The sequence below is a fragment of the Halorussus halophilus genome, from assembly GCF_008831545.1.
Taxonomy (GTDB): domain Archaea; phylum Halobacteriota; class Halobacteria; order Halobacteriales; family Haladaptataceae; genus Halorussus; species Halorussus halophilus.
Genome location: NZ_CP044523.1, coordinates 2645859 through 2666546 on the forward strand (window position 1 = coordinate 2645859; position 20688 = coordinate 2666546).

At 63.8% G+C, this 20688-nt stretch carries 16 protein-coding genes; 10 read left to right on the forward strand and 6 right to left on the reverse strand.

Annotated elements, in window-relative coordinates:
* Positions 1–297 precede the first annotated feature (297 nt).
* The 7 genes from F7R90_RS13190 (at position 298) to F7R90_RS13220 (ending at position 12161) form a co-directional block, all read left to right on the forward strand.
* Positions 298–4611: a hypothetical protein gene (locus F7R90_RS13190; protein WP_158057884.1), complete on the forward strand. Its 4314-nt coding sequence runs from the start codon at positions 298–300 to the stop codon at positions 4609–4611.
* A gap of 206 nt (positions 4612–4817) precedes the next feature.
* Positions 4818–10322, forward strand: a complete 5505-nt coding sequence (locus tag F7R90_RS13195; protein WP_158057885.1) for a hypothetical protein — start codon at positions 4818–4820, stop codon at positions 10320–10322.
* Positions 10323–10373: 51 nt separating this feature from the next.
* A complete protein-coding gene (locus tag F7R90_RS13200) occupies positions 10374–10655 on the forward strand; it encodes a 50S ribosomal protein L37ae (protein ID WP_158057886.1) in 282 nt (93 codons plus the stop codon).
* A 2-nt stretch (positions 10656–10657) separates the two neighbouring features.
* Entirely contained in the window at positions 10658–10792 is a 135-nt protein-coding gene (locus tag F7R90_RS13205) for a DNA-directed RNA polymerase subunit P (protein ID WP_158057887.1), read from the forward strand.
* Positions 10793–10826: 34 nt separating this feature from the next.
* Positions 10827–11072, forward strand: coding sequence for a KEOPS complex subunit Pcc1 (locus F7R90_RS13210; RefSeq protein ID WP_158057888.1), 246 nt, complete (start codon positions 10827–10829; stop codon positions 11070–11072).
* A gap of 447 nt (positions 11073–11519) precedes the next feature.
* Positions 11520–11915 (forward strand): prefoldin subunit beta, encoded by a 396-nt coding sequence (locus tag F7R90_RS13215; protein ID WP_158057889.1) that lies wholly within the window; start codon positions 11520–11522, stop codon positions 11913–11915.
* Positions 11916–12161, forward strand: a complete 246-nt coding sequence (locus tag F7R90_RS13220; protein ID WP_158057890.1) for a DUF3194 domain-containing protein — start codon at positions 11916–11918, stop codon at positions 12159–12161. It begins immediately after the preceding gene.
* Between the two features lie 185 nt (positions 12162–12346).
* Here F7R90_RS13220 and F7R90_RS13225 read toward each other — a convergent pair whose 3' ends face one another.
* From F7R90_RS13225 to F7R90_RS13250, 6 genes are all read right to left on the reverse strand, one after another.
* Complete coding sequence (locus tag F7R90_RS13225) at positions 12347–13750, reverse strand: FAD-binding oxidoreductase (RefSeq protein WP_158057891.1); 1404 nt, start codon at positions 13748–13750, stop codon at positions 12347–12349.
* Positions 13751–13814: 64 nt separating this feature from the next.
* A complete protein-coding gene (locus tag F7R90_RS13230) occupies positions 13815–15671 on the reverse strand; it encodes a DUF2070 family protein (RefSeq protein ID WP_158057892.1) in 1857 nt (618 codons plus the stop codon).
* A 36-nt stretch (positions 15672–15707) separates the two neighbouring features.
* On the reverse strand, positions 15708–16256 hold the full coding sequence (locus tag F7R90_RS13235; RefSeq protein WP_158057893.1) for a GMP synthase subunit A: 549 nt from the start codon (positions 16254–16256) through the stop codon (positions 15708–15710).
* Positions 16257–16344: 88 nt separating this feature from the next.
* Positions 16345–16806, reverse strand: a complete 462-nt coding sequence (locus F7R90_RS13240) for a VOC family protein (protein ID WP_158057894.1) — start codon at positions 16804–16806, stop codon at positions 16345–16347.
* A gap of 55 nt (positions 16807–16861) precedes the next feature.
* Positions 16862–17302, reverse strand: coding sequence for a VOC family protein (locus F7R90_RS13245; RefSeq protein WP_158057895.1), 441 nt, complete (start codon positions 17300–17302; stop codon positions 16862–16864).
* Positions 17303–17372: 70 nt separating this feature from the next.
* Positions 17373–17900, reverse strand: a complete 528-nt coding sequence (locus F7R90_RS13250) for a DUF7097 family protein (protein ID WP_158057896.1) — start codon at positions 17898–17900, stop codon at positions 17373–17375.
* An 89-nt stretch (positions 17901–17989) separates the two neighbouring features.
* On the opposite strand from F7R90_RS13250, the gene F7R90_RS13255 reads away from it, so the two are divergent.
* From F7R90_RS13255 to F7R90_RS13265, 3 genes are all read left to right on the forward strand, one after another.
* Positions 17990–18337, forward strand: coding sequence for a DUF192 domain-containing protein (locus F7R90_RS13255; RefSeq protein WP_158057897.1), 348 nt, complete (start codon positions 17990–17992; stop codon positions 18335–18337).
* A 79-nt stretch (positions 18338–18416) separates the two neighbouring features.
* Positions 18417–19619 carry a M24 family metallopeptidase gene (locus tag F7R90_RS13260; RefSeq protein WP_158057898.1) on the forward strand — a complete coding sequence of 401 codons (1203 nt, stop codon included), beginning with the start codon at positions 18417–18419 and terminating at the stop codon, positions 19617–19619.
* A gap of 406 nt (positions 19620–20025) precedes the next feature.
* Positions 20026–20631 (forward strand): HAD family hydrolase, encoded by a 606-nt coding sequence (locus F7R90_RS13265; RefSeq protein ID WP_158057899.1) that lies wholly within the window; start codon positions 20026–20028, stop codon positions 20629–20631.
* Positions 20632–20688: the final 57 nt, after the last annotated feature.

Here is a 20688-nt window from a genome sequence, read left to right on the forward strand (position 1 = left end):
CCGTCACGACCCAACGAACGGCGTACGCTTCGACCGGTCGGCAAAGACACAGTAGCCGGTCGTGTCGCCGGATTCTCGCCGTCACGCGGCGTTTCCGCCCGTCGATAGTTGGGCGGACTGGGCAGTTTTCACGGGCGCGACTGGTCAGCGAAAGGTAAAATTCCGCCGAATGAACCGTCTCGAACCGTCTGACTCGCTTTTGCTGTCGTCTGGCTTCAGTCGAAGGGAGCCATGGGGACAGACAACCGACGAACGGACAGGCAGAAACGATTTCTCGCGGTCGCACTCACGGTGTGCATGCTACTCGGTCCGGCCGCGCCAGCACTCGCCACGGGCGACGCCGGAGGGGGTTCGGCGATGGCGAGCGCAGCGTCGGGCGTATCGCACGTCGCTACAGACGAGTTGGCGGGCGTCGAAACAGCGGACGAGTTAGCGAGCGTCGAGACGCTTCCGGCGCTCAGTACCGAGAACCTCGACACGTCGAACGTCCCGGAGATTAGCTTCGGCCCGGCGGCCCAAGAGCTTCCGCCGCAGAAGCGCCAAGCTATCGCTCGCGGACTCCGGAACGCCGCCGCGCTCGCCCAACAGCAGGGCGCGGACGTAGACCAAGCCCAAATCGCCGCCGCACAGGAGGGCGCAGTCGAGGCGGTCGAACAGAATCAGGAGGCGAACGTCAACCAGATTCAGGCCGCAGTGCAAGGCTCCGCGCTCGGCGCGCTGATTCAGACCCAAGACGCTGACATCGACCAAGAGCAAATCGCGGCGGGCGTCGGCGGCGCGTGCAAGGGGGCGCTGAGCCAACACCAAGAAGCCAGCATCAAACAGCTCCAGGCCGCCGGATACGGCGCGAGCCACGGCGCGGTCGCACAGCGCCAGAAGGCCGACGTGACTCAGATTCAGAAGGCCGCCTCGGGTGCCGCGAGCGGCGCGGTCTCGGGTGCGAAGAAGAAGCGAATCGAAGCGCCCGGTAAAGTTCGCGAGTCCGCACAGGGCGGCGCGTACGGGTCGCTCGACAAGAGCAAGCGGAAAGACGACGAGAAGACCAAGTACGCCGCGCTCGGCGCGGCCAAAGGCTCGATTTCACAGAGCCAGACGGCCAACGTCAAGCAGGTGCAAGTCGCCGCAGTCGGCGCGAGCGCAGGAGCGATAGAGCAGAGCCAGAAGGCCAACATCAAGCAAGTGCAGGCGGCCGCAGAGGGAGCGGCTGCGGGCGGCGTGAAACAGAGCCAGCAGGCGACAATCGAGCAGATTCAGGTCGCCACGCAGGCTGCGGCGAAAGGTGCCATCTCCCAGTCGCAGGTGGCCAACGTCAAGCAGATTCAGTACGCCGCGCAGGGTGCATGCGAGGGCGCGCTGAGTTACTGTCCGGCGTGTGCCGGTTCGACCATCATCCAGATTAGCAACGTCAACATCATCCAGATTCAGATTGCGGTCCAGCAGAGCGCGTCGGTCACCGCGAAGGAGGCGGCGCGCAAGGGAGAGAACAAGCCGCACAAGATAGCCAAGCAGGGCCGCTACGGCTGTCAGAAGCGCATCGCCGTGCTGGACCCCGAAAACGAGAAGTACAAGCTGAACGACCGTGACGCAGACGGCTTGCTGGACGACCAAGAAGAGCAACTCGGCACCGACCCCGACAACGAGGACACCGACGAAGACGGACTCAGCGACAGCGACGAAGTGTTCGTCTACGACACGGACCCGTTGGAGGAGGACACGGACGGTGACGGACTGCAAGACGGAACCGAAGTTGACCAGTACGACACCGACCCCAACGACGAGGACACGGACAACGACGGCGTCTCGGACGGCGACGAGATAGACCAAGACAGCGACCCGCTCGACCCGAACGACCCCGAGGAGACCGACACTGACGACGACGGACTGACCGACGACCGCGAGCAGGACCTCGGAACCGACCCCGAGAACCCGGATAGCGACGACGACGGCGTGCCGGACGGCGACGAAGTGGACGAACTCGGGAGCGACCCACTCGACGAGGACACCGACGACGACAACCTGACCGACTTCGAGGAGATAGACCAGTACGACACCGACCCGATTGACGAGGACACCGACGACGACGGCATCGCCGACGGGCAAGAAGTCGAAGACGGGAGCGACCCGCTCGACGCCAGCGACCCCGAATCAGCAGATAGCGACGGCGACGGTCTCGCCGACGCCGAAGAGGAAGTCCTCGGGACGGACCCGAACAGTTCGGACACCGACGACGACGAACTCGACGACTTCGAGGAGGTCAACGTTCAGAGTACCGACCCGCTGAGTCCGGACACGGACAACGACACGGAGTCGGACGGCGAGGAAGTGCTGGTCGAACCGTTCAGCGACCCGCTCGACCCGAACGACCCCGACGTGACTGACACGGACCTCGACAACCTGCCGGATGCCGAAGAGGAGGACATCGGCACGGACCCGAACGACTCCGACACCGACGGCGACGGCCTCTTCGACGGCGAGGAAGTCGCCCAAGGCAGTGACCCACTGGACGAGAACGACCCCGAGGGCATCACTGGAACGGGACCGAACGAGACCACGACTGTCACGACGACGGTTGACGAAAACGTCACGACGACTGCCGAAGAGAACGTGACGACGACAGTCGAGGAGAACGTTACCACCACTGCGGTGGACAACGTTACCACCACAGTCGAAGAGAACGTCACTACCACGGTCGAGGAAAACGTCACGACGACTGTCGAGACCACCACTATCGAGGAGAACGTCACCACGACTGCTGAGGAGAACGTCACCACAACAGTCGAAGAGAACGTCACGACGACCATACCGGAGACCACACCAACGGAAACGACGCCGCCAGAGACGACGACCGTCCCGGAGACGCCGAACGAGACGACCACGACGACGGCGGCACCAGGTGCCGACTCGGACCAAGACGGACTGACGGACGCCGAAGAGCAACAGCAGGGAACGGACCCGAACAACCCCGACACCGACGGTGACGGACTGTCCGACTTCACGGAACTCGTGGAGTTGCCGAACTTGGACCTGAACCCGACGGACCCGAACAATCCCGACACCGACGGTGACGGCCTGACCGACGGCGAGGAACTACTGGGAGAACCACTCAGTGACCCATCGACGCCCGACACCGACGGCGACGGCCTGAACGACAGCGAAGAGCGAGACGCGGGCACTGATCCGCTCGAAGCGGACACCGACGGCGATGGAATCGTGGACGGCGACGACGAGACTCCTGCCGGTGAAGACGGAGATGGCTTCGGGCCAGAAGCCAACGACACTGACGGCGACGGCCTGACCGACGAGCAGGAAATCGAAGAACTCGGCACCGACCCGAACGACACCGACAGCGACGACGACAACCTGAGTGACTTCGACGAGATAATCAGTCTGCCGGAAATCGGACTCGACCCGAGTGACCCGAACGACCCTGACACCGACGCCGACGGCATCCCCGACGGCGAGGAAATCCTCGAAGAGCCGCTCAGCGACCCGAGCGACCCGGACACCGACGACGACGGCTTCACCGACCTCGAAGAAGTGCAAGCCGGGACGGACCCCGCCGACCCGGCCAGCCAGCCGAACGGCATCGTCGGCACTACGACCGAAGCACCGGGAACGACCACGACGACTGTCGGCCCCGAACCGGACACCACGACTACCGAGCCTGAACCCGACACCACCACGGAAACACCAGGCACGACAACTGAAGCACCCGGAACGACGACCGCCGCAGGACCGGTCGATTCGGACGGTGACAACATCAGCGACGCCGACGAGCAGGCACTCGGGACGGACCCGAACGACCCCGACACCGACGGTGACAACCTGACCGACTTCGAGGAAGTCGTCGTCTTGCCGGACATCGGCCTGAACGCGATCGACCCGACGAATCCGGACACCGACGGCGACGGCGTGCCGGACGGCCAAGAAATCCTGCAGGAACCGGTCACGGACCCGAACGACCCTGACACCGACGGCGACGGCGTGCCGGACGGCGACGATCCCGAACCGCTCAACCCGAGCGTGCCGGGCGAACAGAATCAGACGACGACGGCCGAAGACCAGCAACCGAACGGCCAACAAGACGGCGCAGTAGACACGGACAACGACGGACTCTCAGACGCCGACGAAGAGTCCATCGGGACCGACCCGCAAATCGCCGACACGGACGGCGACGGCGTCACCGACGCACAGGAAGTCATCGAGTTCGGGACCGACCCACTGAACCCAGACACCGACGGCGACGGACTCGACGACTTCGACGAACTGGCCAACTTCGGGTCGGACCCGCTGAGTCCTGACACCGACGGTGACGGACTCGGCGACGCCGAAGAAGTCAACACGCCTGGACTCGACCCGAACAATCCAGACAGCGACGACGACGGCCTGAGCGACGGGCAAGAAGTCGAACTCGGCGTGGACCCGACGAATCCCGACTCCGACGGTGACGGACTGAGCGACTTCACGGAAGTCGTGGAAATCGGAACGGACCCGAACGACCCCGACACCGACGGCGACGGCGTCGAAGACGGGGACGACCCCGCGCCGCTCGACCCGAACCAACCGAACGGTGACAACGACGCCGGAACGGACAACTCGACGAACAGTTGAAAGATCACCAGAGCGACTTCCACGCGGATTTCTTTTGCAGTCACGGTGATTTCAGTCGCGCGAGCGACGACGAAGAGCGGTGCGTCGATGGCCCCGGAGATACCGACCCAGCGACCGCTCCGACGAAATCGGCGATTTCGCTGCGTGAACGGTCCAGAACTGTCGGCCCAGGTTATGGTAAATTGTAGCATGTTTTGGGACGAGTCATGGGTCCCCAGCGCAGACTACCGGACCGAAACCGATTGCTCGTGGTCGTGGTCGTCTTGCTCGTTGCGGGGAGCGTCGCCGCACCGACGCTCGCGGGCGACGCTGAAACGACTGCGAGAGACGAAGCACAGAAAACGGCCGACTACGGACCACCGCCGACCCCGAGCGGCGAACTGCCGCCGAACGCCGCCAGCGGAGAACCGGTAGCAGGCGAGTCACCGAAGAACACGGGAATTGCGTCGTTAGCAGCTATCGAACCGCCGACGACGCTCGCGGTGATGCCGCCGCCCGCGGATTTCAGTGCGGTGAAAGCGAACCTCAGCGACGTGCCCTCACTCCCGCCGACGGACGAATCGTACGCCGTTAGTCGGGCTCAGCAGGACGCAGTCCGGAGCGCCGTGCGCGAGGCCGCTTCCTACGCCCAACAGCAAGGCGTGAACGTGAGCCAAACGCAACTCGTGGCCGCCCGCGATGGAGCGTTGTCGGCCGTCGAGCAGGTGCAGGACGCCGAAGTCGAACAGATACAGGCGTCCGTGAGAGGCGCGGCCTACGGTGCACTGCTCCAGAGCCAGCAGACGAACGTCACACAGGAGCAAATCGCGGCAGGCGTCGGCGGCGGGACGAAGGGGTCGCTCACGCAGCGCCAGAACGCAACCGTCGAGCAACTGCAAGCCGCGAGTTACGGGGCCACTCACGGTGCGGTCGCTCAGCACCAGAAGGCGAGCGTCGAGCAGTTGCAGGAAGCGTCCGCAGGCGCGGCCGCTGGAGCAGTCGAGGGCGCGAAGAAGCAGGCGAAGAAAGTGAAACGAGCAGAGAAAAAGCAAGCGGGCGGCGGAGAAGAGGACGTCGAGGAGGGGAAGAAAGCCGAGAAGAAACAGCCGAAAGCCGCCGACGTAGGCAAGATTCGAGAGGCCGCACAGGGAGCGTCGTACGGGTCGCTGGAGCAGTCGAAAGTCGCCGGGACCAAGCAGTCGAAGTACGCCGCGCTCGGGGCGGCGAAGGGGGCGGTAGAGCAGAGTCAGACGGCCAACGTCAAGCAGGTGCAGGTGTCGGCACTCGGTGGGAGTTCAGGGGCACTCTCCCAAAGCCAGCGTGCCACCGTCAAACAGGTGCAGGCGGCGGCCGAAGGAGCGTCGAAGGGGTCGATTTCTCAGAGCCAGAGTGCGACCGTCGAACAACAGCAAATCGCCGCACAGGCGTCCGCTTCGGGTGCTATCTCGCAGTCACAGCAGGCGACCGTGATTCAGATTCTGTACGCCGCGCTGGGCACCTGTCGGAGCGCGCTCTCGTACTGTCCGACCTGCTCGCAGAACCAAATCAGCGTCCTCAACCTTAACGTTGTCCAGATACAGATTACGGTCCAGCAGAGCGCGGCAATCGTCGTCCACGACCTCGTTCGCCGCGAGGAGGTCAATCCAACCATCATCGTCAAACAGAGCAAGACGGTCATCAACAAGCGAATCGTGGTTCACAACCACTACGAACAAACTTACTACGAACACGACCACCACAGACACGACCGCCACGTCCACTACGAAGTCGAAGACGCAGACGGCGACGGCTTGCGGGACGACAGGGAACGCCGTCTCAGCACTGACCCGAACGACGCAGACACCGACGGCGACGGCATCAGCGACAGCGACGAAGTGTTCGTCCTGCGAACCGAACCGACCAACCCGGACACGGACAACGACGGGTTAGGCGACGGTACCGAACAGAACCAGTGGGGGACGATTCCGACGGACCCGGATACGGATGGCGACGGTATCGAGGACGGCAGCGAAGTTCGGCGGGGAAGCGATCCACGCGACCCGAACGACCCCGACGAGACTGATTCGGACGGCGACGGCCTCACGCAGGAACGCGAAGAAGACCTCGGAACGAACCCGCGAAATGCGGACACCGACGGTGACGGTATCTCCGACGGCGACGAGTTCTACGCGCTCGGTAGTGATCCGACGGCGACGGATTCGGACGACGACGGACTCGGCGACGGACGAGAGGCCGACATCCACAACACGGACCCGACGGACCCGGACACCGACCGGGATGGCATGACCGACGGCGAGGAGATCGAGCGAGGAAGCGACCCCCTCGATTCCAGCGACCCTGCGTCGGTGGATACCGACGGTGACGGACTCGCAGACCCACAGGAAGAGGAACTGGGCACCGACCCGAATGACCCCGATACGGACGGTGATGGGCTGGACGACTTCGAGGAAATCGACGACTTCGGCACGGACCCCACGGCGAGCGATTCGGACGGTGACGGCATCCCGGACCGCGAAGAAGTTGTGCAGGGGAGCGACCCGCTCGATTCGAACGACCCAAAGCAGACAGATACGGACAGCGATGGCCTGACAGACGGCCGCGAGCGGACGCTCGGCACAGACCCAGAAGACGCTGATACCGACGACGATGGCCTCTGGGACGGCGAAGAAGTTGCGCAGGGAACCGACCCGCTCGATTCGGCGAGTCCGCCGGAGGAGACGACCACGACGACGACTACGACGACGGCGGATGGTGACGGTGGGCAGACTCCGAGTCAAGTCAACGTCGAGTATCTCAACTGCTCGGCAGTGCGCATCACGGGCGAGTTCGAGACGCTCGAACTGAAGACGAACTGGTTCGCTCAGGACGGCATCGGTGACACGTACAACCGCTTCTCCTACGAGGAGTTCCAGAACAGAGCGAACGACGGCGTGCTGTCTGCGAACGAGGTCGGCGACAGCGGCGTCGGGGGCGCGATGTTCATCTTCGTCGTCGCGTGGGGAACCAACGACCGGGGCGTCCTCGAAAATCGCCTCGGTGGGGGACAACCGCCCGACGGCCCACGAAACTGCATCGACCCGGTTCGACCGAAACGAATCTCGACCGGTGTCGAGAACGTCGAATCGACTGGCGACGGGACCTACCAAGTCACTTTCTCGTACACGAACCCCAACGACGAGGAGTTGACCGTCTTCAGCAACTTCTCCGGGTCTGCTTCGGAATCCGCACCGGATGCACTCCGCACGGGCGAAAACACGTTCAGCGTGACGTGGGAACCGAAGTCCGAAGACGAGCGACTCGTTTGGCAGGTCGATATGAACCGGTTCGGCTACGACGAGGTTCTGCGAGCGGAGACACGACCTGCCGAAGAACTCGGCGGAGTCAGTGGCAACGTGACGACCACGGTCAACGAAACGACGACGGAGAACGAAGGTGAGAGTTCCACCGACAACGCGAGCGTCGAGTTCATCAACTGCACGGCCGCGAGAGTGACTGGCGACGCCGAAGTCGAGATGCAGTACATCGGCTACTTCGAGTATGGGAACAACTACGGGCTCGTGACGGAGACGGTCAACGGGTCGAAACTCATCCGGCCACCGACGGAGGAAGAGGACCACGAACCCTCCGACGAGATGGTGTTCAACGAACGCGGCTACATCGCGTACGTGGACGTGACGCCCGGCGGAAACTACGACGCGAAATACAATCCGAACGCCGACGACTGCGCCAACCAACTCCGGCCAGCGAAGCCGTCTCTCTCGGTCGTCGATACGACTGCAATCGGCGAGAACACCTACGAGGTGACGTTCAGCTACGAGAATCCGAACGATCATCGGATGACGGTTCCGCCGCCGTACATCAGTCGCACGTTGTCGCTGTTTGCGACGAACTACGACCTCTCCGACCGGCGCGACAGTCGAAGCGACGGGTCGTACGGACAGACGAATCGGGCACCGCCGACTGCACTCGAACCGGGTCGCCACACGTTTACGGTCGAGTGGACGCCCGAGCAGGAGGACGCGCAACTCGTCTGGTTCCTCGACCTGAGCTACTTCGGGCACGGGACGCTAACCGCCCAGACTCCGCCAGTAGACGAACTGCAAGGCGTGAACGCGGCGACTACCGCAAACGAGACGACGAGTGACGTTGGGACTGGCACGACTGAGATGCCGACTACGACTACCGAGACGCCAACCACAACGCCGACTACCACCACTGAAACGCCGACCACGACACCGACGACAGTCGAGAACGTCACCACTGTCGAAGGACCCGACGCGGACGGCGACAACCTCTCGGACGAGCGCGAGCAGGAACTGGGCACCGACCCCGAAAATCCGGACACTGACGGCGACAGACTAAGCGACGGCTTCGAGGTCGCGGGTATCACGAACTACGGCATCTCCGGCACCGACCCGACCAACGCTGACACCGATGGCGACGGAATCGAAGACGGCGCGGAACTACTCGAAGAACCGCTCTCGGACCCGACGCTCTCCGACACTGACGACGACGGCTTGGACGATGGTCGAGAGGTAGATGTCGGCACAAACGCGACACTGCCGGACACCGACGACGATGGCCTCCTCGATGGCGAGGAAGTCGAGGGAGGGAGCGACCCACTCGACGCGTCGAGTCCCGGTGCAGCGAGCGAGGCGGGAACGACCACGACCGAAACGGCCACCGGAACGACGACCGAAACGTCGCTGGTCGTGACGACGAGTCCCGGTACCGAAAGGGGTGGGACCACGGAGACAGCGACGCCGACTACGGCACCGCCAGCGACTGGAACACCAACAGAAACGCCGACTACCACTGAGACGACGACAGAAACGCCGACCACGACCGAAGAACCGACTCCGACGACGACGACCGGACCCGTCGATTCTGACGGTGATGGCCTCGTGGACACCGACGAGCAGGCGGCAGGCACGGACCCGGCCGTTGCCGACACCGACGACGACGGTCTGAACGACAGTCGAGAACTGAACGAACTGGAGACGAACCCAGTGGTGAACGACACCGACGAGGATGGCCTGCTGGACGGCCGTGAAGTGGAAGAACTCGATACTGACCCGACGGTAGCCGATACCGACGAAGACGGCCTCTCCGACGGACAAGAAGTCCTCGAAACCGAGACGGACCCGACGAACCCTGATACCGACGACGATGGCATCCCGGACGGTCAAGAGCTTTCGGAGGTCGGGACCGACCCGACCGTGGCAGACTCTGACGACGACGGACTTTCCGATGGAGAGGAGTTCACCGACATCGGGTCCGACCCGACGGTCGCGGACACCGACCAAGATGGACTCCGCGATGGCGAGGAAGTAAACGACGTTGGGGCCGACCCGACGAACGCCGACACCGACGGCGATGGAATCCCCGATGGGCAGGAAGTCCGCGAGGTCGGCACCGACCCGACAGTTGCCGATTCGGACGACGACGGCCTCAGTGATGGAGAGGAGTTCAGCGACATCGGGACGAATCCGACCGTCGCGGATACGGACGGCGATGGACTCCTCGACGGCGAGGAAGTCGAGGGAGGACTAGACCCGACGAATCCAGACACCGACGGCGACGGGGTGCCGGACGGCGAGGATTCCGCGCCGATGGACCCGAGCGTTCCGGGCGGCGAAGAGGAAGGCGGCGGGGAGTCGGACGGCGACTCCGGTGGCGACGAATCCGGCGGTAGCGACGGCGACGGCGGGGCAGAGACGACGGTCGCCTGACCGTCTCGACTCAAAGGCTTTATCAGCGCGCCGAATCAAATTCGCAGTACTATGGCCGAAGACACTCAGAGTCGAACCGGCAGTGCCGGTCGATTCGGCGCGCGGTACGGCCGCGTCTCCCGGAAACGGGTCGCGGAAATCGAGAACGAGATGCGTGACGACCACACCTGCCCGGACTGTGGCACCGACGACGTGGACCGGCAGGGCACCGGCATCTGGCAGTGTGGCAAGTGCGGATACAAGTTCGCCGGTGGGTCCTACAAGCCCGAGACCCCTGCAGGCCGCACCGTCACGCGTTCGATTCGTGCCGCCCTCGCAGACGACGAAGAATAAGAATGAGCTACAAGTGTTCGCGGTGCAAGCGCGACGTGGAACTGGACGAGTACGGTGGCGTCCGCTGTCCGTACTGCGGTCACCGCGTGCTCCTCAAAGAGCGGAGTCGCGACGTGAAAGAAGTCGAAGTGAAGTAACGCGTTCTCCCCTTTCTCTATTACGCCGATAGCAATGCGACCACACGACGCCACGCTCAGGTTCGAGTACGAGTCCGCCGAGCGTGCCCGCGTCGTGACGCGCGCCGTTTCGCAGGAAATCGGCGAAATCGACGGTGACCGGTCGGCGACGAGCGTCTCGCGCGACGGTGACACACTCGTCGTGGAAGTCGTCGCCGACGACCTCGTGGCACTTCGCGCGGGCCTGAACACGTGGCAGTCGCTGATTTCTGTTGCGGAGACGGTGAACGGGTTAGCGTGAGAATCGGCCGGTGACACAAATCACGGGGGAAAACTGAAAGGGGCCGAACGGACGGGGGCTTTCGAGGACGAAACTGGACTGTTATCAACTGCAACGTAGAGACGAAAGAAGTTGCAGTGAGGCTAGCTACTCCCAAAACCTAGAACACCGCACCGCGACCACACTGCGACAGCCACACACCTCCCCGTCCGACTACGGTCCTCACTTCGTTGCGGCCCTCATCCACCGACAGAGCAAGCTCTGGCGAGCCTACGGTCGCTCTGCTCACGAAGACCCCGCACGGAGTTGGTCGCGGTCTCCCGTCCGCGACCAGCGCGCGCCGATTCGAAAGTCGAGGAGTACGAGCAGGTAGGAGGACCGACCGAAAGCACGCGGAGCGTTCCCTGCACTACCCTCCGATAGAACTGAAAGCGGGGGTTTTTCTGTCCGCGGAGCGACGCCCTAGTCATGCAGGGTAATCTGCCACCGGAAGCGCAGGAGAAGCTCGAAGAGTTGCAGGACCTTCAGGAGACAGCACAGCAGGTCGCGGCCCAGAAGAACTCGGCCGAGACCCAACTGAACGAGGCCGAGACGGCACTCGACGAACTCGACGACATCGACGAGGACACGACGATGTACCACGAAGTCGGCGAACTCCTCGTCGAGACCGACTACGAGACCGCACAGGACGACCTCGAAGAGAAAGTCGATAGTCTCGAAATCCGCGTCGAGACCCTCCAGAAGCAGGAAGAGCGCGTACAAGAGCAGTTCGAGAGCCTCCAGACCGAACTCCAGAACATGCTCGGCGGCGGCCCGCAAGGCCCGCAGGGCCCCGGCATGGGCGGCGGCGCTGGCGGCGCGTAGATGCCCACTGACGACGAAGTCGTCCAGACTGCCGCCGAGGCCGCGGAGGGACTCGTCCTCTCCCGATACAAGTCCTCGGCGGTCAAAGACCTCGACGTGACGGTCACGTTCGAGGACGGTATCCTCGACGTTGACGTGTATCTGAACGCACCGAACGGTGCCCACGACGAGGAGAAGGTCGCCGACGACGCCGCACTCGCGGCGCGAGCGGCCGTGGACGAGCTATTCGCCGACGAAGAGGCCTGAAAACGCCTCAGAGCGTATTTTTCGCGGTCATATATCCGCACAGACACCACAAGACATATCCCGTGCCCGCGATTTACGACCAGATACCGCGGGTAGGGGTACTTGCGGTATGCGGTTTTCTTTCGGCGCTACGACTCGATAGCCACGGGTTTCGTTACCGTTGCGACGGGGTTTGCTGGGAGTGACTACTCCGGGCGCACGTTCTGGTGACCCCGAAAGACGTTCTCGGGGTCGTATCGCTCCTTGACCTGTGCGAGACGACTGTAGCTGTCGCCGTAGGCGACCGAGGCCGCGTCTTCACCGAGACCGGCGAAGTTGACGTACTGGCCGCGGACTACGTCGAGCTTCCGGACGTCTTCGACGCTCTCGCGGACCCACTCGACGATTTCTGCCGTCATTCTGGGGTCGTCCCAGTTGGCTTCGTAGTTGAGGCCGAACGATGCGTCCCGGTACGGGAAGGCGGCGTCCTCCTGACTGAGGTCGGTTATCGCGCCGCCGCCCTGCCACACGTCGATGGTCGAGAGTTTCGACGGGCACCCCGCTGCGTGGTCGAGAATGCGGTCGATTAGTTCGTCGGTCAGTTCGTCCACGTACACCGACTTCCAGTAGTAGTTGCGCCCGTCGGGGTAGTCAACGTCGAGCATCTGCTGGAGTTCGACGTAGGGCATCGGGCTACTCAAGTCGGCAATCGGGTCGGCGATAGTCTTCAGCGGGCCGAATGGCTCGCCTTCCGCGCTCTCAACTGCGCTCGAATCACCAGCGTAACAACCCAGAATCGCCACCGCGGGTTCGCCCCAGTGTTCCTCGGGGAACTCCTCGATTTCGGGCACCCACGCGTAGAACGGCAGGACGCTCACGTCTCTGGGGGCGTCTGGACCCCACTCGCGGAATTGCTCGAACACTGCTCGTGCTTCGTCGCCGTGGTACCAGACGAACAGCGACTCGATTTCGGGGCCGACCGGGTGCAGGTCGAACTCGAAACTCGTGACGACGCCGAAGTTGCCGCCGCCACCGCGGAGCGCCCAGTAGAGGTCTTCGTTGCGGTCTTCGCTGGCGACGACGAGGCGACCGTCGGCGGTCACCACGTCCGCGGACACGAGATTGTCACAGGAGAGGCCGTACTTCCGCCGGAGGTGACCCATGCCGCCGCCTAGCGTCAGGCCAGCGACGCCGGTCTCGCTGACGACCCCGCCGGGCGCGGCGAGTCCGAACTGCTGAGTCTGGCGGTCCACGTCGCCCCACGTCGCGCCGCCGCCGACGCGCGCCGTTCGGCCTTCCGGGTCTACGCGCACATCGTCCATCTCCGAGAGGTCAACGACGAGGCCGCCGTCTACGAGGGCGTTTCCGGCGACACCGTGGCCGCCGCCGCGAACGGAGAGCGGCAGGTCGTGGTCGCTGGCGACGTTCACTACCGCGAGTACGTCGGCGACGTCGTCACAGCGAGTAATGGCCGCCGGATACTTGTTTATCATGCCGTTCCACACGCGTCGCTCGTCGTGGTACGACTCGTCGCCGGGGACGACGATTTGTCCCCGAAAGGTCGATTCGAGCGTCGAGAGTGCGTCTGCTGGCAGTTCGTTTGTCGTCATTTCCCCCACCGAGCAGGGCTACGACGGCGGTCAAGATAAGCCAAATCGAAGCAGAAGCGACACCTCAGGCGAGGAAGAAGATGAGGACGCTGACCGCCATCGCCGCGAGGACGACTGCGGCCGCGAGCGCACCGCCCATCGCCATGACGGCGTTGGCGTGACTCGCGAGCGTCTCCGTGCGGTCGTTGCCGAAGACGGTGACCTCCGCGCGACTGCTCGCCATGCCGCCCTCGACGGGTTCGAGGTCCGCGATTGACTCGTCCACGAGTCGTTCGATCACCGCGAGCAGTTCGTCATGGTCGATCGCTTCGCCGACCTGATTCGACGCCTCGACCTGATTGACGATGTGGGTGTCCGTCGTCATCACCTCGACTTCGTCCGTGGGGAGTGCCTCGACGATACGCTCTCGCAGACCGGGTTCCATGTTGTTGCCATCGACCAACACGTAGGCGGTGGTCTGGTCGCCGACTTCGAGGACGGCCACGCGGACGCCGAGCGGGCCGATGCCGTCCCGTGGCTTCCAGTCCGTCTCGTCCCACGCCGCCCCGAGTCGGAGCGGTTCCTGTGATGCGTCCGCGAGTTTCTCGCCCGCTTCGCCAGCGGCCTGCATCATCTCGAAGGAGCGTTCGCTCCCGGGGTAGACGTGGCCGAGGTCCGGGCCTTCGAGGCCGTTGTTGCAATTATGGGCGTCTACGAGCATCACGTCCTCGACGCCCGCAGAGCGCGCTTCCGCGGCCGCAGAGAGGCCGACGGCGTACTCCACGTCGTCGGCGAACTCCGGCGAGTAGGTCGCAACGAGGAAGGCGTCGTCGCCGAACCGCTGGCCGACCATCTTTGCGTCGCCCGACTGGACGCGCAAACTCTGGGTGGCAGTGTCGTGGTACTCGATTTCCTCGTAAGCCTCGCGAGCGGTTTCGAGAATCGGGTCCACTTCGCGCTCGGTGACGAGGTTGAAGTCGTGGCCCGCAGTCGCGTGGGGCGGAAAAGCGAGTCCGTCGGCTTCCGCCGCGACGCGCCGCGGGAGGTTGCCGCCGCCGATTTCGCCCATCGGACCCGGGTGAATCATCGGCAGGACGAACCGAGCTTTTTCGGTGCCGTCCTCGCGCCGAAAGGACAGGACCGAAACCGGGACGACGGCCTTCTCGCCGATGTCCTCGAAGAAGTCCTCCAGTTCACGGGTGCCCTCCGCGATGTGGCCGATGAATCCGCGCAGGAAGTCGAGCATACTGACCCCGAGTCCGCGCTTCCACGGCCGGTCGATGAACGTGACGAACGTCCAGACGGCGAGGCCGTAGATGGCACACATCACCGCGAGGAGTGCGAAGTCTACCGGGACGATGGCACCGAGTTCCTTCGGGGCTTCGTCGGCGCGGTTGAGGAAGATGTCGAGCAGTGGGCCGCCGACCTCCAGAAACCGCATCGTTCCACTGTAGATGAAGAACAGCACTGCTGCTGCGACCGTCTGGATGCTGGCAGGGATAGCCGCAACGATGAGCGACCGTCGCGAGACCGCCATCACGACGAGGAGTCTGAGCGCGAACACCGACGCTAATCCGGCGATGAGCGCGTCGAAGACGAACTGCTGATTCAGTCGCGCCGAGAGGACGGCGAGCGCTCCTGCGCCCGCCATGACCGCGACGACGATGCCCTCGCAGGTCAGCGCCAGCAGCGAAGAACGATTGTAGGTAAGTTGCCCGCCGAGTCGTCGGTCCACTGGCGTCGTGAGCAGACTGGCGACGACTGTCGGCACGCCGATGAAGAAGAGTCCTTGCCACGCGTCTTCGAGGACGTACCCTGCGTCGAACGCCCCGACGCCCGCGACGGCGGCGATGAGGAGCGCGAACGCGACGCTCGCGTACCACCGTGGCGCGCGGAAGATGTATCGGGACAGGTCGGCGAGGTCCCCCTGCGTAGCCGTCATTGTTCGGGAGGTTACGCGGTGGAAGGTTAAAAGATGCTACTCGCAGATTTCCTGGAAGTTCTCGAATACTTCTTCGCCGCGTTCGGTGTGGGCGACTTCGGGGTGCCACTGGACGCCGTAGAGGTCGCGCTCGTCGTCGCTCATCGCTTCGACGCCGCAGACGTCGCTCTCCGCAGTTCTCTCGAAGCCAGACGGGACGGCCTTCACTTCGTCGGCGTGGCTGGCCCAGACCCGAGTTTCGGGAGCAAGCGAACCGACGAGCGGGTCGTCGTCGTCCAGAATATCGACCGTCACGTCGGCGTAGCCACCGTAGTCGCCCGACCCGACTTCGCCGTCTAAGACGTGCGCGATGGCTTGCATGCCGAGACAGATGCCCAGCACGGGGACGCCGAGTTCGAGGTACTCGGCACAGTTACCGATGTCGTCCATATCGGGACCGCCCGAGAGGACGATGCCGTCGGCGTCGATTTCCTCCGGTGGCGTCGTGTTGTCGATGATTTCGGTATCGACGCCCATGTCTCGCAACGTTCTGTGTTCGAGGTGCGTGAACTGCCCGTGGTTGTCAACCACGACGATACGCGTCATTGGCAGGAGGTAGCCGATAGCAGTACAAAAGCAGTTCGAAGGGGTCTCGAAGCAGAACGTCAGGTCACGAGCGATTCGACGGCGGAACTCAGGTGACCAGCGATTCGGGGTCGAACTGCGTCTCGCGGGCTTCCGACGGTGGTTTCTCTGCGGTTTCGAGCGCTTCGAAGTACGTTTCGAGGTCGCCCTCCTCACCGCGCGTGTCGAGGTACACTTCCCACTCGTTACCGTCGGGGTCCTCGAAGTACAGCGACTTCGTGACGCCGTGGTCGATCGGTTCGATGCTGACGCCGTGATCGTCGCACGCTCGGTAGACGGTCACGAGCGAGTCGGCGCTCGGAACTTCGATGGCGACGCGACAGCCACGTGCCGCCTCTCCGCCGTGGAGCGCAATGTCGTGGCCATTCTCTCCCCACGTCAGCGCGGCGTAGCCGTCGTATCGTTCGCGGACTTCTAATCCGAGAATCCCCGCGTAGAACTCGATGGCCTCGTCCGCGTCCGCGACGTGGAGGTGGACATGGCCGATTCGTGGCTGTGCATCCCTGTCCATACCTTCCAGATGGGAGGCAGTATCAAAAAACGTATGGTCACGATGCGATAGGTGTTTATAATAGTTGGTCTGAATCCAACCGTTCGTTCTCGCCACGCCACTCCCAACGGTCGTTCCGCTCTCGGGTGTCGAGATACACTTCGACGCCGTTACCGTCGGGGTCTTCGAAGTACAGCGCCTGGCTGATTCCGTGGTCTACGGGCGACACCTCCACGCCGCGTTCTTCGAGTCGCTTGAGGGTCGCTCCCAACTCGTCTTCGTCTGGGACCTCGAAGGCAGTGTGATAGAGTCCGACGCCACTGCTCGGTCCGGGCGCGTCCGGACCGAGTGCCTGCAACGCTACGTCGTGGTGGTGGTCGCCAAACGAGAGGAACGCAAACGAGTCGCCGACCCGTTCGGTGACGTCGAGTCCCACCACCTCGGTGTAGAATTCGACGGCGCGGTCCAACTCGCGGACTTTGAGGTGCACGTGACCGAGTTTCGTCGGATGAGCCATGCAGACGATTCGACCGCTCCGAGCAAAAACTGGCGGTTCGCGGCCGAAGTGGTCGGTATCTCGGAGACGACTACGAATCGGGGTCGTACCGCTCGGCGGCCGACTCGAAGGTCGCTTCGGCCTGCTCGCGCGACCGGCGGCCCTCCTTCTCGGCCATCGCTTCCGGGTCGGGGTTCACGTCGTCGTCGATGCGCGCCCACGACTTGTGGACCTTGGCGTGACACCACCGACAGAGGTAGACCGTGATTTCGTGGCTCAGCGTCTCGCCGCCACCGGAGTACGAGAGGTGATGCTCTTCGAGCAGGGGTCGCTCGTCGGAGTGGGCCATCCGACGCTCGTCCAGTCCACAACGGACGCACTCGCGCTCGCGGTTTCGACAGCGGTAGTGCGAACAGTCTTCCCAGTTCCAGTCGCCATCGGGGTCTGCGGCGGGGCACCGCAGTTCGTCGCGCCTGCGTTCGCGGGCGAACTTGGGGTCCTGCTCGGGATGTTCGAAGGCGAACCGACACTTGCCCTCGTCGGTAAGGTGGTCACAGACCCCCGCGTGGTCGTAGGGGTCGTCCACGCCGACGGGAGTTCCGGAGGGCGTCTCTTCCATGCGTTCGTACTGTCGCTTCGGGTCTGATCGGATAAAAATGGTCGCCCCACCAGCGCAACGTTTTTGCCCCGACCGCGACAGGTCCGACCGTGCGAGTCGTACACGACGACGGGACGCGAGCGGGGAACACGCTGGCGACGGACGTAGACACCGCCGATTCGTTCCTCTCGCAGGCCCGCGGATTGATGTTCAAGCGGTCGATTCCCGACGACTACGCGCTCGTCTTCCGGTTCGACGAGGTCGGGAGCCGGGACGTTCACATGGTGTTCGTCCCGTTCGCGCTGGACGTGCTCTGGCTAACGGACGAGGAAGTCCAGCGGAAAGAGCGACTGAGCGCGTGGACGGGTATCGCGAAGGCCGAAGCGGACCAGTTAATCGAGTTACCTGCGGGCAGTGCGGACGGCGTAGAAGTCGGGGACACCGTTCGAGTGGAGTGACCGAGTACTGGTTTCGTCTCAACTCCCGGCTTGCCTCCGGGTGAACGCTTAACAGGGAGGCTTCCGTCCCTGCGAGCAAATGCCGACCCGCGTACCCGACGCAGAGTTCGACACGAGACTCGCCAGCGTCCGCGACCGAATCGCCGAGACAGACGCCGACGCTGGCGTCTGGTTCGGCGCGACGAGCATCGAGTATCTGACCGGCTTCGACCACATCCAGACCGAACGCCCGGTCGTCCTCGCGGTGACCGACGACCGCGTCGAGGTGACGGTGCCCCGCCTCGAAGTCGAGCGCGTCGAGCAGAATCCCCGAATCGATAGCGTCCACCACTACTTCGACTACCCCGGTGGCGCACCCATCGAAACTGCGGCGTCGATGCTATCGAATCTCGGCGTGTCGGCAGTCGTCACCGACGCCGACGGCGCGCCGGGCGTGATGGGCTACGAAGGCCCCGCGCTCTCGGAGTTCGTGGACGTAGAGAGCCAGAGTTGGGTGGACCGGATGCGCTGGGCGAAAAGTGACGTGGAGGTCGAACTCGTCCGCGAGTCGGCGCGCTGGGGGAACCTCGCGCATCGCTATCTCGCCGACTACACAGAAGTCGGGGCACACCCCGCGACGGTCAGCCAGCGCGCTTCGATGGAGGCGTCGCGAGCCATGCTCGATACCCTCGGTGACGAGTACGTGCCGCGCACGCGCGCCGACGGTCCCGCGATGGCGGGCTACATCACCGGCGAACAGACTGCGCTTCCCCACGGCCACACCGCGAATCGCCGACTGGAGGAGGGCGACGTACTCGTCACGGGGGCAAGCGCGAACGTCGATGGCTACCACTCCGAACTGGAGCGCACGATGTTCCTGGGAGAGCCGAGCGACGACCAACGCCACTACTTCGAACTGATGCTGGAGGCTCAGACCATCGCCATCGACGCGCTCGGGCCGGGCGTCTCCATCTCCTACGTGGACGAGCAGGTCTGGAACTACTTCGAAGAACAGGGCGTCACCGACCTCGCACAGCACCACGTCGGCCACAACATCGGCCTCGGCGGCCACGAACCGCCGTACATCGACCGCGGGTGGGCGGACCACTGCGAGGAAGAGGACGGCCGCGAGGCCGAAGACGACGCGATGGAAGTCGGCCACATCTACACCATCGAGCCGGGTATCTACACCGACGAGTACGGCTATCGCCACTCCGATACGGTGGCCGTCACGGAAGACGGCACGGACATGCTGACGTACTTCCCGCGGGACTTAGAGTCGAATATTATCGACGTGGAGTAGACGGTTTCACGGGATTGATTTTGGAGTTTAGAACGCTATATGGGGTTTCCGAACCGGCGCGCTGGCGCGACGGCATGTCGTCGCGCCGAACCGCGCGAGGGACGAGTAACGAGCGCAGAAGACGCGACCCACGTGGTCGCGTCTTCTGGAACCGAGTCACACAGTCGGTTGGGGAGGGTGTGGCCGTCGCAGTGCGGTTGCGGTTTCTCATAGGTTTCGGGAGTAGCTAGCGTCACTTTGTTCACTGTCGATCCGTAGCGCTCAGACTAAACCATCTCTCATCAAACGGCGTTCTCTATTCAACCGAAGGGTATGCTTCGGAAACCTCCTATCGGTCTGTTCCGTTCTCTGCGTCACCCGACTAGTCACCGAGTGATTCAAGACCGTTTGCACGAACTCCCACGTAGTGGCCGTCGCATTCGCACTCTTCGACACGCTCGTCGAAGCCAAATTTCCCAAACACCCTGCCGAAGCGATAGCCGCGGAACTCGAAAACCGCGACGTAGCCGTCCCCGACGACTGGCAGGACGCCTACCACGAGACGCACATCGACCCACCCGAGGGCGCGGAAGTGCCGCTTCCGGCACACGTCAGTCGGGCGCTCGCCAGCAGGGGCGTCACCGCGCCCGGCAACGCGCCCCGGCGCGCAGTCGTCTCGGCATTCGACCCTGAAGTCGAGACGCGCGAGGGAGCAGTCGAAGCCGTCGAAGCCGCGAGCGAACGGGGTCCCGTCGCCGTCCTCTCGAACTGTCGCGTGCCTGAACTCGCTCGACGCGCACTGATTCGCTCCGAGGTGGACCGCGACGCCTTCGACGCAGTGGTGACGAGCGCGGCCTGCGGGTGGCGAGTACCCCACCCCAAGGCGTTCGAGAACTGCGCGGAGCAGTTGGGAGTCGCCCCAGACGAGCTTCGCTACGCGAATTGCGACGGCGAGCGACCAGAAGCAATCGCCGACGCCTTCACTGACGACTCGCTCGCCGAAGTTCCCGCGTGGCTCGCCGCGCGTGACTGATTTCTCCCCCTCAGCCCAATCGAAGGCGTAGATTTCTTCCTCCGACGAGCAGATTTT

What these genes read in the sequence shown, in the direction of transcription:
- F7R90_RS13190 (WP_158057884.1), top strand. Translation starts at nt 298, where the DNA reads ATGCTACTCGGTCCGGCCGCGCCAGCACTCGCCACGGGCGACGCCGGA.
- F7R90_RS13195 (WP_158057885.1), top strand. Translation starts at nt 4,818, where the DNA reads ATGGGTCCCCAGCGCAGACTACCGGACCGAAACCGATTGCTCGTGGTC.
- F7R90_RS13200 (WP_158057886.1), top strand. Translation starts at nt 10,374, where the DNA reads ATGGCCGAAGACACTCAGAGTCGAACCGGCAGTGCCGGTCGATTCGGC.
- F7R90_RS13205 (WP_158057887.1), top strand. Translation starts at nt 10,658, where the DNA reads ATGAGCTACAAGTGTTCGCGGTGCAAGCGCGACGTGGAACTGGACGAG.
- F7R90_RS13210 (WP_158057888.1), top strand. Translation starts at nt 10,827, where the DNA reads ATGCGACCACACGACGCCACGCTCAGGTTCGAGTACGAGTCCGCCGAG.
- F7R90_RS13215 (WP_158057889.1), top strand. Translation starts at nt 11,520, where the DNA reads ATGCAGGGTAATCTGCCACCGGAAGCGCAGGAGAAGCTCGAAGAGTTG.
- F7R90_RS13220 (WP_158057890.1), top strand. Translation starts at nt 11,916, where the DNA reads ATGCCCACTGACGACGAAGTCGTCCAGACTGCCGCCGAGGCCGCGGAG.
- F7R90_RS13225 (WP_158057891.1), bottom strand. Translation starts at nt 13,750, where the DNA reads ATGACGACAAACGAACTGCCAGCAGACGCACTCTCGACGCTCGAATCG.
- F7R90_RS13230 (WP_158057892.1), bottom strand. Translation starts at nt 15,671, where the DNA reads ATGACGGCTACGCAGGGGGACCTCGCCGACCTGTCCCGATACATCTTC.
- F7R90_RS13235 (WP_158057893.1), bottom strand. Translation starts at nt 16,256, where the DNA reads ATGACGCGTATCGTCGTGGTTGACAACCACGGGCAGTTCACGCACCTC.
- F7R90_RS13240 (WP_158057894.1), bottom strand. Translation starts at nt 16,806, where the DNA reads ATGGACAGGGATGCACAGCCACGAATCGGCCATGTCCACCTCCACGTC.
- F7R90_RS13245 (WP_158057895.1), bottom strand. Translation starts at nt 17,302, where the DNA reads ATGGCTCATCCGACGAAACTCGGTCACGTGCACCTCAAAGTCCGCGAG.
- F7R90_RS13250 (WP_158057896.1), bottom strand. Translation starts at nt 17,900, where the DNA reads ATGGAAGAGACGCCCTCCGGAACTCCCGTCGGCGTGGACGACCCCTAC.
- F7R90_RS13260 (WP_158057898.1), top strand. Translation starts at nt 18,417, where the DNA reads ATGCCGACCCGCGTACCCGACGCAGAGTTCGACACGAGACTCGCCAGC.